Here is a 14,394-nt window from a genome sequence, read left to right as displayed (position 1 = left end):
GCTTTCGCGTGACTGACACGGCTGCCCCCGCGTGACTGACCCAGCTGCCCGGGGGCACGCCCCTGTCACACGCTCCCCCGCCTCACCTCCGGTGCCTCACTTCCGGCAGAGCACCTCCCCGTGCAGCACCGCGAACCAGGCGTTCTCCCGGCCGCCCCACTCCCGCCACGCCGCGGACACGGCGCGCAGCTGTCCGGCGTCCGCGTGGCCGCCCTCGACGGCGCGCCCGGCGTACGCGGAGGCGAGCGTGCGGTCCGCCCACAGCCCGCTCCACCAGGCCCGCTCGTCCTCGGAGCTGTAGCACCAGGTGGCCGCGGTCGCCGTGATGTCGGTGAAGCCGGCCTCCAGGGCCCAGGACTTGAGGCGGCGCCCCGCGTCGGGCTCGCCGCCGTTGGCGCGGGCCACCCGCCGGTACAGATCGAGCCAGTCGTCCATGCCGGGCGACTTGGGATACCAGGTCATCGCCGCGTAGTCCGCGTCGCGGACCGCGACGATGCCGCCCGGTCTGCAGACGCGCCGCATCTCGCGCAGCGCCCGCACAGGATCGCCCACGTGCTGGAGCACCTGGTGGGCGTGGACGACGCAGAACGAGTCGTCGGGGTAGTCCAGGTCGTGGACGTCGGCGACGGCGAACTCGACGTTTCGCAGGCCGCGTTCGGCCGCCGTGGCACGCGCCTTGTCCAGGATGTCGGGGACCCGGTCCACGCCGGTGACGTGGCCGTCCGGGACCAGCTCGGCGAGGTCGGCGGTGATGGTCCCCGGACCACAGCCGATGTCCAGGACCTTCATGTGCGGCTTCAGCGAACCGACCAGGTAGGCGGCCGAGTTGGCGGCGGTGCGCCAGGTGTGCGAACGCAGTACGGACTCGTGATGCCCGTGCGTGTAGACGGCGGTCTCCTCCGGCATGGCGGAACTCCTTCGTGTACGTGTATGAGGCACCGTACGCCGCCATGCCGAATAGTGAGACCCGCATATCAGTATGTGGTCACAGGGGGGGCGCCCAGGTGTGCCGAGGCAGTGCCCCAGGCGTGCCCAGGCGTTCCCGTGGTCAGCGGAGGACCGGCAGCGGACGGTAGACGGTCAGCGCCTCGGGCAGCTTGTCGACCGTCAACGAGCCCTGGACGCGGGTCACTTCACCGTCGTACGCCACGACCGTGCCCGCCTCGATGCCGTCCACCCGCAGTCGGGGCATCCGCGCGGCCGCCTGGGCGGGGGAGCGCACGTCGGGTCCCGTCAGCGCCGCGGCGAGGAGGCGGGCGCCGGGCCTGCGGCCGCCGTGCACGATGCGCACGTCGAGCAGCCCGTCCGCCAGGTCTAGCCTGCGGCCCGGGGTGAGCCCCGGCCGGTGGTAGGTGCAGTTGCCCGCGAACAGCATCCACACCGCCCGCTCCTTGCCCCGGAACCGGGCGGTCATCGGCCGTTCGTCGGAGCGCAGCACCTTCAGCGCCGCGAGCACCGAGGCGGGCTTGCCGCCGATGCGGTCCGTCCAGTGCTCGCGCTGCCGCACCAGCTCCGGGTACACGCCCAGGCTGAACGTATTGAGGAAGTACCCCTCGACCCGCTCCCCGGAGCGGTCCCCGTCTCCGTCCGTGTCCGTGTGCGTGTCTCCGTCGTCCTCGCCCCCCGACCTGAAACGGCCGACGTCGACGGCGACCGCGTCGCCCGCCTCCACCGCACAGGCCAGATCCCGGACGTCCTCGACCCCGAGGTCGTACGCGAAGTGGTTGAGCGTGCCGCCGGGCAGCACCGCGAGCGGCAGACCGTGCTCCAGGGCGACGCGGGCCGCGGCGTTGACGGTGCCGTCGCCGCCGCACACGCCGAGGACCTGCGCGCGGGCCGCCGCCTTCTCCAACTCGGCGTGCAGATCGCCGGGTTCGGCGAGGATGACCTCCGCTTCGGGCAGCGCGTCGTCCAGCGCCCTCACGCGCTGCGGGGCGCCCGCGCCCGCGTTGGCCACCAGGACGAGACCCGCACCGCCGGGCAGCGCGGGCGCCGTCATCCGCGGGCGGCCCGGCGGGGCCAGCTGCGCCCGCGTCGGCACCAGACCGCGCACCGCGAACGCCGCGCCCGCACCCAGGGCCCCACCCACCAGGACGTCGCTCGGGAAGTGCGCCCCGGTGTAGACACGGGAGACCGCGACGGCGGCCGCGAGCGGTGCGACGGCCGCGCCCCACGCCCGCGACTCCAGCGCCACACCCGTGGCGAACGCCGCGGCGGACGCCGAGTGGCCCGAGGGGAACGACGTGGTGATCGGCTGCCGCTTCAGCTGCCGTATCAGCGGCACCGGGTCGAGCAGCGGCCGGGGACGGCGCACCGAGCGCTTGCCCAGCGTGTTGATCGTCGCGGAGGCCAGGGCCAGGGAGGCCACGCCGCGCACGGCGGCGCGCCGGGCCCGCGGGGTGCGCGTCGCGGCGATCCCCGCGGCCGTCGCGAACCACAGCACCCCGTGGTTCGCGCTCCGGCTGAGCCGGGGCAGCACCCGGTCGGCGCCGGGCCAGTGCCGCGCGGCGACGGCCTCGAACAGCCGGCTGTCGAAGGAGACCATGCGGGCCATGAACGGGTGGTGCCCGGCGACCGGGCGGGACAGGTCGATGTCGGAGATACCGGAAATGCCGGATACATCCGGGGAGTCAGCGCACATGGCGCACGCGTACCCTGCGGGCCGCCGTTCAGGCTCCGAGGGTCCGGCCGGCCGCGCGCCCCCGGAAGGGAAACGGTTTGCCCGGGCACCCGTCGGCCACGGACAATCCCGCACATGGGACATCTGGAAGCCGCACACATCGAGTACTACTTGCCGGACGGGCGGGCGCTGCTCGGTGATGTCTCCTTCCGGGTCGGCGAGGGCGCCGTCGTCGCCCTCGTCGGGGCGAACGGTGCGGGCAAGACCACGCTGCTGCGCCTGATCTCCGGCGAGCTCCAGCCGCACGGCGGCAACGTCACCGTGAGCGGCGGGCTCGGCGTGATGCCGCAGTTCGTCGGCTCCGTGCGCGACGAGAGCACGGTGCGCGACCTGCTCGTCTCCGTCGCGCAGCCGAGGATTCGCGAGGCCGCGAAGGCCGTCGACGCCGCCGAGCACGCGATCATGACGGTCGACGACGAGGCGGCCCAGATGGCGTACGCCCAGGCGCTCTCCGACTGGGCGGAGGTCCAGGGGTACGAGGCCGAGACGCTGTGGGACATCTGCACCACGGCCGCGCTCGGTGTCCCGTACGACAAGGCCCAGTTCCGCGAGGTCCGCACGCTCTCCGGCGGCGAGCAGAAGCGCCTCGTCCTGGAGGCCCTGCTGCGCGGCACCGACGAGGTGCTGCTCCTCGACGAGCCGGACAACTACCTCGACGTACCCGGCAAGCGCTGGCTGGAGGGGCAGCTCAAGGAGACCCGCAAGACCGTCCTGTTCGTCTCCCACGACCGGGAGCTCCTCGCCCGCGCCGCCGAGAAGATCATCAGCGTCGAGCAGAGCCCCGGAGGCGCCGACGCGTGGGTGCACGGCGGCGGCTTCGAGACGTTCCACGAGGCCCGCAAGGAGCGCTTCGCGCGCTTCGAGGAGCTGCGCCGCCGCTGGGACGAGAAGCACGAACAGCTGAAGAAGCTGGTGCGCACCCTGCGCCAGGCCGCCGACGTCAGCCACGAGATGGCGTCGCGCTACCACGCCGCGCAGACCAGGCTCCGCAAGTTCGAGGAGGCAGGACCGCCGCCCGAGCCGCCGCGCGAGCAGGACATCACCATGCGCCTGCACGGCGGACGGACCGGCGTACGGGCCGTGACCTGCGAGAACCTCGAACTCACCGGCCTGATGCAACCCTTCGACCTGGAGGTCTTCTACGGCGAGCGGGTCGCGATCCTCGGCTCGAACGGCTCGGGCAAGTCGCACTTCCTGCGGCTGCTCGCGGGCGACTCCGGGAATCCCGTCGCGCACACCGGCACCTGGAGGCTCGGCGCGCGCGTCGTGCCCGGCCACTTCGCGCAGACCCACTCCCACCCGGAGCTGATGGGCCGCCCGCTCCTGGACATCCTGTGGCGCGAGCACGCGCAGGACCGGGGCGCCGCGATGTCCCGGCTGCGGCGGTACGAGCTGACGGGCCAGGCGGAGCAGAAGTTCGAGCGGCTCTCCGGCGGCCAGCAGGCCCGCTTCCAGATCCTCCTGCTCGAACTGGAGGGCTGCACGGCGCTGCTCCTCGACGAGCCCACGGACAACCTCGACCTGGAGTCCGCCGAGGCCTTGCAGGAAGGTCTCGAAGCCTTCCAGGGCACGGTCCTCGCCGTCACCCACGACCGCTGGTTCGCCCGCTCCTTCGACCGCTACCTGGTCTTCGGCAGCGACGGCCGGGTCCGGGAGACCCCGGAGCCGGTCTGGGACGAGCGGCGGGTCGACCGCGTGCGGTAGACCCGCTGCCCCGCCGGTCCCGCCGCCCCGCCGCACCGGCGGGACCGGCGGGACCGGCGTCCTCAGCCGGAGAACGCCGGGGACGCCGGCTTCGTGGGCTTGCCGCCCGGCGTCGCCCGGCACGTCACGTCCTTCGCCGGCAGCCTGCCGGAGAGGAGATAGGCGGTGGCGGTGTCCTGCGCGCACCGGTTGGCCGGGCCCGCGGCCATGCCGTACGCGACGCCGTGGCCCTCGCCCTCGTCGACGGTCACAAGCCGTGAGCCCTTGAGCGCGCGGTGCATGCCCCGCGCGGTGGACAGCGGGGTCTGCGAGTCCCACTCGTTCTGCAGGATCAGCGTGCCGACCTTGTTGTCCACCTTGGTCACGGGCTCCACGGGCCGGTCCCAGAAGGCGCACGGGTTGATGTTGGAGGCGAAGTCCCCGAAGAGCGGGTAGCGGGCGGCGTCCCGGATCGAGTCGCGGCGGTACGTCTCCGGATCGCGCGGTGCCGGGGCGTCGCCGCACACGACGGTCCAGAGCGACGACACCAGGTTGTCCGTGCTCTCGGGCGCCGACGGGAACTCGGGGACCGGCTTGCCCGCGGCGGCGTCCCTGAGGAGGGCGACGAGTTCGGCCGCGCTGCGGACGGTGAAGAACTCACGCCGCAGGAAGGCGCGGATGTCGGTGCCGGTGAGCTTCTCGGTGCCCACGACGATCGGGTCGCGGTCGGCCCGCTCCACCAGCTTCCAGAACGTCGCGGAGACCTCGGCGGGGGTCTTCCCCAGGTGGTACGTCGCCGAGCGCTCGGCGGTCCACCGCGACCAGCGCGCGAACGCGGGCTCGGCCTCCGGCGCCCAGACCCGGAACATCTCGCGCCACATGAGCTTCGGGTCGACGGCGCTGTCGAGGACGAACCGGTCGGCGCGGCGGGGGAACAGCTGCGTGTAGACGGCCCCGAGCGCGGTCCCGTACGAGACGCCGAAGTACGAGATCTTCTTCTCGCCGAGGACGGCCCGCAGGATGTCCATGTCCCGTGCCGTGTTGCGGGTCGTCATGTGCGGGAGCAGGTCGCCCGCCTGTGCGCGGCACTTGTCGGCCACGGTCTTCGCCCAGGCGACGTTTCCGCCGAACGGCCGGTAGTTGCGGGGCCACTGCCGCTCCGCCTCGGTGAGCCCGCAGTTGACCGGCGTGCTCTTGCCGATGCCCCGCGGGTCGAACCCGATGAGGTCGTACCGGTCCGTCACGGACCGGGGCATCTCGCCGGACAGGTACAGCGGCAGGTCGAGCCCCGGGCCGCCGGGACCGCCGGGGTTGGAGAGCAGGACACCGCGTCGCTTGCCGGCGTCACCCGCTCTGATCCGGGATATCGCGAGGTCGATGACGGTGCCGTCGGGGTCGCGGTGGTCGAGGGGCACCTTGATGGTGGCGCACTGGTATCTGGCGGGCGTGTCGGCGCCGCACCGCTTCCAGTCCGGTGTCTGGTGCGTGAAGCGGGCCGCGTGGCGGCTCCCGGTGTCCTGCCGGGGCGCGGCCGAGGCCGGTGACGTGACGAGCCCGGGGAGCAGCGCGGCGGTGGCGCCGAGCGCGAGGAGAGGTAAGAGTCGGTGGCGTGGAACGGAACGGGGCACGTGGACGGTCCTTCCGGTCGGAGAAAAACTCTGCCGATCGGGTGGACGCCGGAACAGAGCCCTCTGCCTCCCCTGGGGGAACCGCCGTTTCAGGACATTTCCCTGGCCCCGGTGTACGCCGGCCGTACCGCGCGGAGCGCGCACGGCCCGTGTGCGGTGCATCCTGGGTAGTACGGGCCCAGCGGGTACCCGGGAGCCAGGGAGCGACACGACAGAGCGATCGGAGCGATCCATGAACGGAGTCGACCCGGGCCGGCTGGACGACCAGCAGCTCATCAAGGAGCTGGAAACGATCCACCGCACCCGCCACACCACCCTGCTGCACGGTTCGAGCGACGCCCTGCGGGCCCACAACGAACGCATGGCCCAACTGGAGGGCGAGTACCTGCGGCGCCACCCCCGCAGGTCGGTGGCGGGCGGCCGGACCCGCGAGGGCGCACGGGAGAGGGGAACCGCAGGCTCATGACAGCCGACAACTCATCCAACGCAGGCAACGCAGACAGGCTGGCCCGGCACGGCGAAGCGCTCAGCTTCTTCACCGACCGCGTGCACGCCGTCCGCGCCGACCAGTGGGACGGCCCCACCCCCTGCACCGACTGGACCGTGCACGACCTGGTCAACCACCTCGCGTCCGAACAGCTGTGGGTGCCACCGCTGCTCGACGGCGCCACCATGGAGTCCGTCGGTGACGCCTTCGACGGCGACATGCTCGGCCCCGACCCGGTGGCCTCCTGGGACACCGCGGCCGAAGCGGCCGGCGCCGCCTTCCGTGAGCCGGGCGCCCTGGACCGCACCGTCCACCTCTCCTCCGGCGACTCCTCCGCGGCCTTCTACTGCGGACAGATGACCGTCGACCTCGTGGTGCACGCCTGGGACCTGTCCCGCGCGATCGGCGCCGACGAGACGCTGCCCGAGGGCCTCGTCGACTTCGCGGCCCGTGAAGTGGCTCCGTACGCGGATGAGTTGGAGAAGAGCGGGCTCTTCGCCGCCGCCGTCGAGCCGCCGCCCGGCGCCGACGCGCAGACCAGGCTGCTGAACCTCATGGGCCGACGGGTGTGACCCTCACCTGACAGAGGGAACCTGATGTTCATGAGAGTCGGTGTGGTGGATGTGGGATCGAACACGGTGCGCCTCGTTGTCGCGGATGCCGACGGGCAGGTGCCGTTGCCGGTCCACACGGTGAAGAGACGGCTGCGGCTGGCCGAGCATCTGGACGAGGAGGGGCGGCTCGGTGAGGAGCCGGTCCAAAAGCTGGTCGCCGCGGTGCGTGACGTACAGGAAGAGGCGCAGCGCTGGGGGGTCGTCGAACCGTTCGCCTTCGTCACGTCGATCGTGCGCGACGCCCCGAACCGGGCCGAGGTGCTGGAGGCGGTGGAGACGGGGACGGGTGTCCGGCTGCGGACCCTGTCCGGTGAGGCCGAGGCGGAGCTGACGTTCCTCGCCGCCCGGCGGTGGATGGGCTGGCGGGCCGGGCCGCTGGTGCTCTTCGACATCGGCGGCGGCTCGCTGGAGGTGGCCTTCGGCCGCAGCCGTCTGCCCGACTACGCGGCCTCGCTGCCGCTGGGCGCCAGACGGCTGACGCGGGAGCTCTTCGACGGGCAGGACCCGCCCCGCGAGGAGGACCTCAAGGCCGTACGCCGCCAAGTGCGCCACCAGCTGCGGGACGTGGCCGCGCGCATCCGCTGGGAGATGCCGCACACGGCGGTCGCCACATCGCGCACGTTCCAGCAGCTCGCCCGGTTGTGCGGCGCGGCTCCCGGGCGCTATGGGCCGTTCGTAGAGCGGCAGTTGGGCCGCGCCGACCTGGGCGAGGCGCTCCGGGAACTGGCCCGGCTGCCCGCCGAGCGGCGCGCTCAGTTGCCGGGCATCTCGGCGGCGCGCGCCGGGCAGAGCGTCGCCGGCGCGGTGGTCGCCCACACGGCCATGAAGCTGACCGGGATCGAGACGGTGACCGTCTGCCCCTGGGCACTGCGCGAAGGCATCCTGCTGCGCTACATCGAGGACGGCGACGCCGACTGGTGGGCCGGGGAACACGTCCACACCGGCGATGGAGGTCACGGCGCCCCGGCGTCCCTGCAACTGGCCGCCGGAGCGCCGTGACACGGGCTCCTCAGCCCTTGGCACCCTTGGCGAACTCCGCGAGGAACGTCTCGCAGAACGCCTTGAGGTCGTCCGGCTTGCGGCTGGTGACGAGCGTGTTGGGGCCGCCGTCGCAGACCTTCACCTGCTCGTCCACCCAGGTGCCGCCCGCGTTGCGGATGTCGGTCTTGAGGCTGGGCCAGGAGGTCAGAGTCCGGCCGCGCAGCACGTCCGCCTCGACGAGCGTCCACGGGGCGTGGCAGATGGCCGCCACCGGCAGACCGCGGTCGAAGAAGTCCTTCACGAAGGCCACGGCCTTCTCGTCGGTGCGCAGGAAGTCGGGGTTGGCGACTCCGCCGGGCAGCACGAGGCCGTCGAACGCGTCGGCCCGTGCCTCGCCCACGACCTCCTGGACGGGGAACGTGTCCGCCTTGTCGAGATGGTTGAAGCCCTGTACCTCCCCGGAGTCCGTCGACACGAGGACGGGCTCGCCGCCCGCGTCACGGACGGCCTGCCAGGGGTCGGTGAGCTCGATCTGCTCGACGCCCTCGGGCGCCACGAGGAACGCGATGCGCTGCGGCATGGCGGAGTGTCCTTTCTGTTCTTCCGGCTCTCGTACAGCTGGTTCTCTGTACAGCTGGTTCTCTGTACGGGGGTTCTCTGTACGGGTGCCTCTCCGGGAGGGTTATATGTAGACCCTTTTGCTCTTTTTACGGGCCTTTGGTCCCGGGGTGGCGCAGCGACACGGCGCGCGCCCGACGGCCTACGCCAGGTCCGGCGCCAGGTCGCCGAGGCTCACCATCCCCACCGGCTGCCCGTCCTCGACGACGGGCAGCCGCCGGACCGCGTGGTCGCGCATCAGGCCGACGGCGGCCGACACCGCGTCGTCGGGGCCCACCACGACCGGATTGGGCGTGCAGACGGACTGCGCGCTGACCGTCAGCGGGTCGGCGCCGTCCGCCACGGCGCGCAGCGCGATGTCCCGGTCGGTGAGCACGCCGAGAACCCGGCCGTCCACGGTGACCAGGACATCGCCGATGTCCTGGGCGCGCATCAGCTGCGCCGCCTCCACGAGAGAGGCGTCGGGGCGGACGGCCGCGACACCCGGCGTCATGACGTCCCTCACGTAATCAGTCATGGCTGGGCCCTTCCTGCTGCGATCGCGTGTGCCTCCGCCGCAGTACCCCTGAGCCCCGGTGGCCATGCCTCCCGCGGAGGTTTGCCGCGCCGGGCAGGGGAACCCGGCCCGCGACACCCCCCACAACACTGGGAGGGCAGGGGTCATGGCGGTACTCGCTGTATTCATCCCGCTGGTGATGCTGGGCGTGGTCCTGGCACTCGGCCGGTACGAGGAACTGCTGCTGCCGCCCGCGAAGAACCCGGACGACGTCGCAGGGCGCCGCACCGCGTGACGCGCGGCAGCACACACCGGCACAGGCCCTCAGGGCTTGTGCCGGCCCCACTCCTGCATCTTCGCCTTCAGGCCGTGCCTGACCATCGAACCCCGGTCCGCGTCGCCCTTGAGGATCGAGGCCGCCGTGGCCTCCATCTGCTCCCAGGTCGCGTGCGGCGGGATCGGCGGGACCGCGGGGTCGGTGCGGAACTCGATCACCGCGGGGCCGTTCGCGTCGAGGCCGGCGCGCCATGCCTCCTCGACGTCCTCGGGGCGCTCCACCAGGATGCCGGTCAGACCGATCGAGCGGGCGAACCCGGCGTACGGCACGTCCGGCAGGGACTGCGAAGGCAGGAAGGACGGGGCACCCTCCATCGCCCGCATCTCCCACGTCACCTGGTTCAGGTCCTGGTTGTTCCACACGCCGACGACCAGCCGCGGATCGTCCCAGCGATGCCGGTACTTGGCGGCCGTGATCAGTTCCGCCATGCCGTTCATCTGCATCGCGCCGTCACCCACCAGCGCCACCACGGGACGGTCGGGATGCGCGAACTTCGCCCCGATCGCGTACGGCACACCGCACCCCATCGACGCGAGCGTGCCCGACAGCGAGGCCCGCATGTCGCCGCGGAGCGTGAGGTGGCGCGCGTACCAGTTCGCCACCGAGCCCGAGTCGGATGTGATGATCGCGTTGTCGGGCAGCAGCGGGTCGAGGGCGCGCGCCACGTACTCCGGGTTGACCGGGTCGGCGGAGAGCGCCGCCCTGCGCTCCATCACGTCGTTCCAGCGCGTGACGTTCGCGCAGATCTCGTCGTGCCACTCGCGGCAGACCTCGCGGCGGTCCTTGTCGATGAGCGGGATCAGCTCGCGCAGCGTCGCCCGCGCGTCGCCGACGAGGTTCACCTCGTACGGATAGCGCATCCCGACCATGTGCGGGTCGATGTCGATCTGCACACCCCGCGCCGAGCCGAACTCCGGCAGGAACTGCGCGTAGGGGAAGCTGGACCCGATCGTCAGGAGGGTGTCGCAGTCGCGCATCATCTCGTAGCTGGGGCGGGTGCCGAGCAGCCCGATCGACCCGGTGACGTACGGCAGTTCGTCGCTCAGCGCGTCCTTGCCGAGCAGCGCCTTCGCCACTCCCGCGCCGAGCAGCTCCGCGATCTCCTCGACCTCGGCGCGCGCCCCCGCGGCGCCCTGGCCGATCAGGATCGCCGCCTTGTCACCGGCGTTGAGGACCTCCGCCGCGCGTGCCAGCGCGGTCGGCGAGGGCATCGCCGTCCAGCTGCTGCGGTCCAGGCTGGAGGGGACCATCTTGAACGCGTGCGGGGGAGGGGAGTACTCCAGCTCCTGCACGTCACCCGGGACGATCACGGCCGTCGGGCAGCGGCGCGCGTACGCGGTGCGGATCGCCCGGTCGAGGACGTTGGGCAGCTGCTCGGGCACCGTCACCGTCTCGACGAAGTCACCCGCCACGTCCTTGAACAGCGTGTGCAGGTCGACCTCCTGCTGGTACGAGCCGCCCATCGCGCTGCGGTGCGTCTGCCCGACGATGGCGAGGACCGGCACGTGGTCGAGCTTCGCGTCGTAGAGACCGTTGAGGAGGTGGACCGCTCCGGGACCGGAGGTCGCCACGCACACGCCGAGCCGCCTGCCGAACTTGGCGTACCCGACCGCCTGGAACGCCGACATCTCCTCGTGCCGCGACTGCACGAAGCGCGGCTGGTCCTCCGCCCTGCCCCACGCGGCGAGCAGCCCGTTGATGCCGTCACCCGGATAGCCGAAGACCTGCTCGACGCCCCAGGCGCGCAGCCTCTCCAGAATGTGGTCGGCGACCTTGACGCTCATGAGGGAATCCTCCGTACCGGTCGGGAATCGGCGGTCCCGTCCGGGTGTCCGGCCGGACCGGCGAGAAACCTCGGGGTGTTTGCTGCCGGAAGCGCGGGGCAGGCGGAAGAGAGTGCTTCGGACCGGAGGCACGTCCGTGGGAGCGGCTGCGTCGTTCGCCCGGGTGTGCCCCGTACCGATCCGGCATGCGCAACTCCCACGGTGACCGTCCACCCAAGGCACCCATGAGGGAGTTGCGACGCATCATGCGATCCCACCCCAGTACCGCAGTGGCCGCGAGGACCAAGCGGCACCCCCACGACGACGCCCCGGACACGGCGGAAGGCTTCGCCCGCCTCGTCGAGATGGAGCCCGGCCCCGAACGGGACGCCCTGCGCCAGGAACTCGTCCGGGCCTGGCTGCCCATGGCCCAACGCCTCGCCGGCCGGTTCCGCAACCGGGGCGAGTCCCTCGACGACCTGCGGCAGGTCGCGGCCCTCGGCCTGGTGAAGGCCGTCGACCGCTACGACCCGGAGCGCGGCACCGCCTTCGAGAGCTACGCGGTCCCGACCGTCACCGGTGAGATCAAGCGGCACTTCCGCGACCACATGTGGACCCTGCACGTGCCGCGCCGCGTCCAGGACCTGCGCAACCGCGTGCGGTTCGCCCGTCAGGACCTCTCCCAGATCTCCGGGCGCGCCCCCACCATCGCCGAGATCGCCGAGCACGCGCAGATGAGTGAAGAGGACGTCAAGGCCGGCCTGGAGGCGCTCGACAGCTTCACCGCACTCTCCCTCGACGCCGAACTGCCCGGCAGCGAGGACGGCTACTCGCTGAGCGACGCCCTCGGCGGCCCCGACCCCTCGCTCGACGTCGTCGTCGACCGCGAGGCCGTCAAACCGCGCATCGCGGAGCTGCCCGAGCGCGAGCGGGAGATCCTCTACATGCGGTTCTTCGGCGACATGACACAGAGCCGCATCGCTGACGAGATGGGCATCTCGCAGATGCACGTCTCACGGCTCATCAGCCACTGCTGCGACCGGCTGCGCGACCAGGTCATGCGTGACGCCGCCTGACGCCTCACGGGCCGGCCGTGCCGCGCCGCATGGCCAGCGCGATGTGCCGGGACATCACGTCGACCGTCCGCGCCTCGGCCATCGAGAAGGCGAGCCGCGCACCGCTCCGGAAAAGCGTGAGGACGCCCTCCACCGGGCCGTGCGCGCGGGCGGTCAGCGGAACGCACAGCAGGGACGTCACTTCAGCACGGACCAGCACGTGCGCGCCCGACGCGTCCCTGCCGAACGCGTCCGGGTCCTCCGGGCGCACCTGTAGCGACGCCGCCCCGCCGCGCGCCGCCTCGACGACGAGGGGGGACGCGGCGGGGTCCTGCGTCAGGACGTCGGCGACCGGGGCGTCCGGCGGGCCGAGGACCGTCGTGCGCCGCAGCCGCGCGGCGCCCTCGTCGGCGATCACCCAGTCGGCGAACCGCCCGTGCAGGACCGCGGCCGCCTGTTCGAGTACGGCCGCGCGGTCCCCGGCGGGCGTGGTCAGCAGCGCCGACGTCATGGCGTCCAGCAGGTCGAGCTGGGCCGCGTGCCGGGTCGCCTCGCCGAGGTCGGGGGCGGGGCCCGGCGCGCTCGGTGTCCGCTGCGCGCGGTCGGCCGAGGGCTGCAGCACGACGAGGACCGCCGTGCGCGGTTCGACGCCGGGGCGCAGCGCCGTGAGCGTCGCGCGGACCGGCGTGCCGGGGCTCTGCTGGAGGTGGACGTTCAGACTCCGGTCGCCCTCGCCCCGGGCGACCGCGGCGGTCTGCGAGCGGAACGCGACCCGGTCCGCGTGCATCAGGAACCCGGTCAGCGGCCGGCCCGTCGCGTATCCCGCGCGGACGCCGGTGAGGCCCGTCGCGGCGAAGTTCATCCGGCGGACCACGGTCTCCCTGTCCACCAGCGCGACCGGCAGGGGCATCCGCTGGAACAGGGACCGCAGCAGCCGCTGCTCGTCCCGGTCCGGCGCGGTGTCGTCCCAGCGGCCGTTCGCGGCGAGCCGTCGGTACGTGGGCCACAACTGGTCCGCCACATGGTCGAGTTCGAAGATCGCCGCGTCGAGCACGGTGCTGAGGTCGCCGGCCGGGACGGAACGAGCCGACTTCAACTCGGCGATACGGCGCACAAAATCCGCGAGCTCTTCACCGAACTCCTCCATTTGAGACATGCGTCGAACCTATCCGCTGAGGCAGTTTTCCGGGGGCCTTGAGGGGAAGCCGTGGGGAGAGGAGGAACACGCCATGGCGCCCATGCCCGACCCGGACCTGCTCCGACCGGAGTCCTCCCTACCCGGCCGCAGGCTCGCCGAACTCGCCGAACAGGCCGCACGGTGCACACCCGCCTGCTGCGGTGCCGGCACGACGGTCTCGGACGGCGGCGACGAGCACCCCACCGCGGTCACCCACCCCGACCTCGCGGGACTCGTCTCCGTACAACTGCACTCCGGCGACGGGCCCATCCCCGCCGCCGAGCGGGGAGGCGCGCCGGTCGGCGCCGACGACCTGCTCCAGGACGAGCGATGGCCCGAGTACCGCGCGATGGCCCTCGACTCAGGAGTGCGCTCCAGCGTCACCCTGCCCTTCCGGCGCGCGGGACTGACGGTCACCCTCACCCTGTTCAGCTTCCGCCCCGGGGCGCTCGACGACCCCGGGCACGGGCCCGCACAGGCGCTCGGCGACCTCGCCACGACGAGTTTCGTGCGCGACCGGCACTACCGCGCCGCGCTGACCGAGCTGGACCAACTGGGCACGGCCATGCGGACGCGGCCCGTCGTGGACCAGGCGTCCGGCATCGTCATGCACGTCCTCGGATGCGACGCGGACGCCGCGTTCGGCGTACTGCGGCGGATCTCCCAGACCACCAACAGGAAGCTCGCGGACGTCGCGGCCGCACTGGTCGAGACGAAGGGCCGCGGACTGGAACGCGAACTGGTCTCTCTGGCCCGCTGACACGGGCTCCCAGGGACGCCCGGCACAGGCCCGGACCGGTCAGAACCGACCGGTCCGGGCCTTTCGCGTGTCCGCGGGGACGCTCACCCGGGCGGAGGCCAGCGCGGGCGCGGGA

General features: G+C 72.5%; 14 protein-coding genes. 7 read left to right on the top strand and 7 right to left on the bottom strand.

Annotation, left to right across the window (positions count from 1 at the left end; genetic code table 11):
- Positions 1-96 precede the first annotated feature (96 nt).
- Both AB0N81_RS23575 and AB0N81_RS23570 read right to left on the bottom strand, forming a co-directional pair.
- Positions 97-906 carry a class I SAM-dependent methyltransferase gene (locus AB0N81_RS23575; RefSeq protein WP_365361378.1) on the bottom strand — a complete coding sequence of 270 codons (810 nt, stop codon included), beginning with the start codon at positions 904-906 and terminating at the stop codon, positions 97-99.
- A 142-nt stretch (positions 907-1,048) separates the two neighbouring features.
- Positions 1,049-2,554: a phosphatase PAP2 family protein gene (locus AB0N81_RS23570; RefSeq protein WP_365361616.1), complete on the bottom strand. Its 1,506-nt coding sequence runs from the start codon at positions 2,552-2,554 to the stop codon at positions 1,049-1,051.
- 201 nt (positions 2,555-2,755) lie between these two features.
- Between AB0N81_RS23570 and AB0N81_RS23565 the strand changes: the two genes are divergently transcribed.
- Positions 2,756-4,384, top strand: a complete 1,629-nt coding sequence (locus AB0N81_RS23565; protein WP_365361376.1) for an ATP-binding cassette domain-containing protein — start codon at positions 2,756-2,758, stop codon at positions 4,382-4,384.
- A 62-nt stretch (positions 4,385-4,446) separates the two neighbouring features.
- Here AB0N81_RS23565 and AB0N81_RS23560 read toward each other — a convergent pair whose 3' ends face one another.
- Entirely contained in the window at positions 4,447-5,991 is a 1,545-nt protein-coding gene (locus AB0N81_RS23560) for an alpha/beta hydrolase (RefSeq protein ID WP_365361374.1), read from the bottom strand.
- A gap of 232 nt (positions 5,992-6,223) precedes the next feature.
- Between AB0N81_RS23560 and AB0N81_RS23555 the strand changes: the two genes are divergently transcribed.
- From AB0N81_RS23555 to AB0N81_RS23545, 3 genes are read left to right on the top strand one after another with little or no spacing between them, the layout of a single operon-like run.
- Positions 6,224-6,457: a DUF6158 family protein gene (locus AB0N81_RS23555; protein WP_365361372.1), complete on the top strand. Its 234-nt coding sequence runs from the start codon at positions 6,224-6,226 to the stop codon at positions 6,455-6,457.
- A complete protein-coding gene (locus tag AB0N81_RS23550; protein ID WP_365361370.1) occupies positions 6,454-7,050 on the top strand; it encodes a TIGR03086 family metal-binding protein in 597 nt (198 codons plus the stop codon). Before AB0N81_RS23555 ends, AB0N81_RS23550 begins: the two co-directional genes overlap by 4 nt.
- Positions 7,051-7,080: 30 nt before the next feature.
- A complete protein-coding gene (locus AB0N81_RS23545) occupies positions 7,081-8,091 on the top strand; it encodes a Ppx/GppA phosphatase family protein (RefSeq protein ID WP_365361368.1) in 1,011 nt (336 codons plus the stop codon).
- Positions 8,092-8,101: 10 nt separating this feature from the next.
- Here the strand turns inward: AB0N81_RS23545 and AB0N81_RS23540 are convergent, their stop codons facing one another.
- Positions 8,102-8,653 (bottom strand): type 1 glutamine amidotransferase domain-containing protein, encoded by a 552-nt coding sequence (locus AB0N81_RS23540; protein WP_365361366.1) that lies wholly within the window; start codon positions 8,651-8,653, stop codon positions 8,102-8,104.
- 180 nt (positions 8,654-8,833) lie between these two features.
- Entirely contained in the window at positions 8,834-9,208 is a 375-nt protein-coding gene (locus AB0N81_RS23535; protein WP_365361364.1) for a CBS domain-containing protein, read from the bottom strand.
- Positions 9,209-9,353: 145 nt separating this feature from the next.
- On the opposite strand from AB0N81_RS23535, the gene AB0N81_RS23530 reads away from it, so the two are divergent.
- Positions 9,354-9,482, top strand: a complete 129-nt coding sequence (locus AB0N81_RS23530) for a hypothetical protein (RefSeq protein ID WP_365361362.1) — start codon at positions 9,354-9,356, stop codon at positions 9,480-9,482.
- Positions 9,483-9,511: 29 nt separating this feature from the next.
- Here AB0N81_RS23530 and AB0N81_RS23525 read toward each other — a convergent pair whose 3' ends face one another.
- Positions 9,512-11,308 (bottom strand): thiamine pyrophosphate-requiring protein, encoded by a 1,797-nt coding sequence (locus tag AB0N81_RS23525; RefSeq protein ID WP_365361360.1) that lies wholly within the window; start codon positions 11,306-11,308, stop codon positions 9,512-9,514.
- A gap of 245 nt (positions 11,309-11,553) precedes the next feature.
- On the opposite strand from AB0N81_RS23525, the gene AB0N81_RS23520 reads away from it, so the two are divergent.
- Entirely contained in the window at positions 11,554-12,363 is an 810-nt protein-coding gene (locus AB0N81_RS23520; RefSeq protein ID WP_365361358.1) for an RNA polymerase sigma factor SigF, read from the top strand.
- Positions 12,364-12,367: 4 nt separating this feature from the next.
- On the opposite strand, the gene AB0N81_RS23515 is transcribed toward AB0N81_RS23520, so the two are convergent.
- Positions 12,368-13,498, bottom strand: a complete 1,131-nt coding sequence (locus AB0N81_RS23515; RefSeq protein ID WP_365361356.1) for a PAS domain-containing protein — start codon at positions 13,496-13,498, stop codon at positions 12,368-12,370.
- Between the two features lie 82 nt (positions 13,499-13,580).
- Between AB0N81_RS23515 and AB0N81_RS23510 the strand changes: the two genes are divergently transcribed.
- Entirely contained in the window at positions 13,581-14,279 is a 699-nt protein-coding gene (locus AB0N81_RS23510) for an ANTAR domain-containing protein (protein WP_365361614.1), read from the top strand.
- The last annotated feature ends 115 nt before the right edge of the window (positions 14,280-14,394 follow it).

Origin of the sequence: Streptomyces sp. NPDC093510, from assembly GCF_040683555.1 — a bacterium.
GTDB lineage: Bacteria > Actinomycetota > Actinomycetes > Streptomycetales > Streptomycetaceae > Streptomyces.
Note: the sequence above shows the minus strand (reverse complement) of the source record. Positions and strands in the feature narration are given on the sequence as shown.

Coding starts and splice junctions, on each gene's coding strand:
- AB0N81_RS23575 (WP_365361378.1), bottom strand. CDS start 906: ATGCCGGAGGAGACCGCCGTCTACACGCACGGGCATCACGAGTCCGTA.
- AB0N81_RS23570 (WP_365361616.1), bottom strand. CDS start 2,554: ATGGCCCGCATGGTCTCCTTCGACAGCCGGCTGTTCGAGGCCGTCGCC.
- AB0N81_RS23565 (WP_365361376.1), top strand. CDS start 2,756: ATGGGACATCTGGAAGCCGCACACATCGAGTACTACTTGCCGGACGGG.
- AB0N81_RS23555 (WP_365361372.1), top strand. CDS start 6,224: ATGAACGGAGTCGACCCGGGCCGGCTGGACGACCAGCAGCTCATCAAG.
- AB0N81_RS23550 (WP_365361370.1), top strand. CDS start 6,454: ATGACAGCCGACAACTCATCCAACGCAGGCAACGCAGACAGGCTGGCC.
- AB0N81_RS23545 (WP_365361368.1), top strand. CDS start 7,081: ATGAGAGTCGGTGTGGTGGATGTGGGATCGAACACGGTGCGCCTCGTT.
- AB0N81_RS23540 (WP_365361366.1), bottom strand. CDS start 8,653: ATGCCGCAGCGCATCGCGTTCCTCGTGGCGCCCGAGGGCGTCGAGCAG.
- AB0N81_RS23535 (WP_365361364.1), bottom strand. CDS start 9,208: ATGACTGATTACGTGAGGGACGTCATGACGCCGGGTGTCGCGGCCGTC.
- AB0N81_RS23530 (WP_365361362.1), top strand. CDS start 9,354: ATGGCGGTACTCGCTGTATTCATCCCGCTGGTGATGCTGGGCGTGGTC.
- AB0N81_RS23525 (WP_365361360.1), bottom strand. CDS start 11,308: ATGAGCGTCAAGGTCGCCGACCACATTCTGGAGAGGCTGCGCGCCTGG.
- AB0N81_RS23520 (WP_365361358.1), top strand. CDS start 11,554: ATGCGATCCCACCCCAGTACCGCAGTGGCCGCGAGGACCAAGCGGCAC.
- AB0N81_RS23515 (WP_365361356.1), bottom strand. CDS start 13,498: ATGTCTCAAATGGAGGAGTTCGGTGAAGAGCTCGCGGATTTTGTGCGC.
- AB0N81_RS23510 (WP_365361614.1), top strand. CDS start 13,581: ATGCCCGACCCGGACCTGCTCCGACCGGAGTCCTCCCTACCCGGCCGC.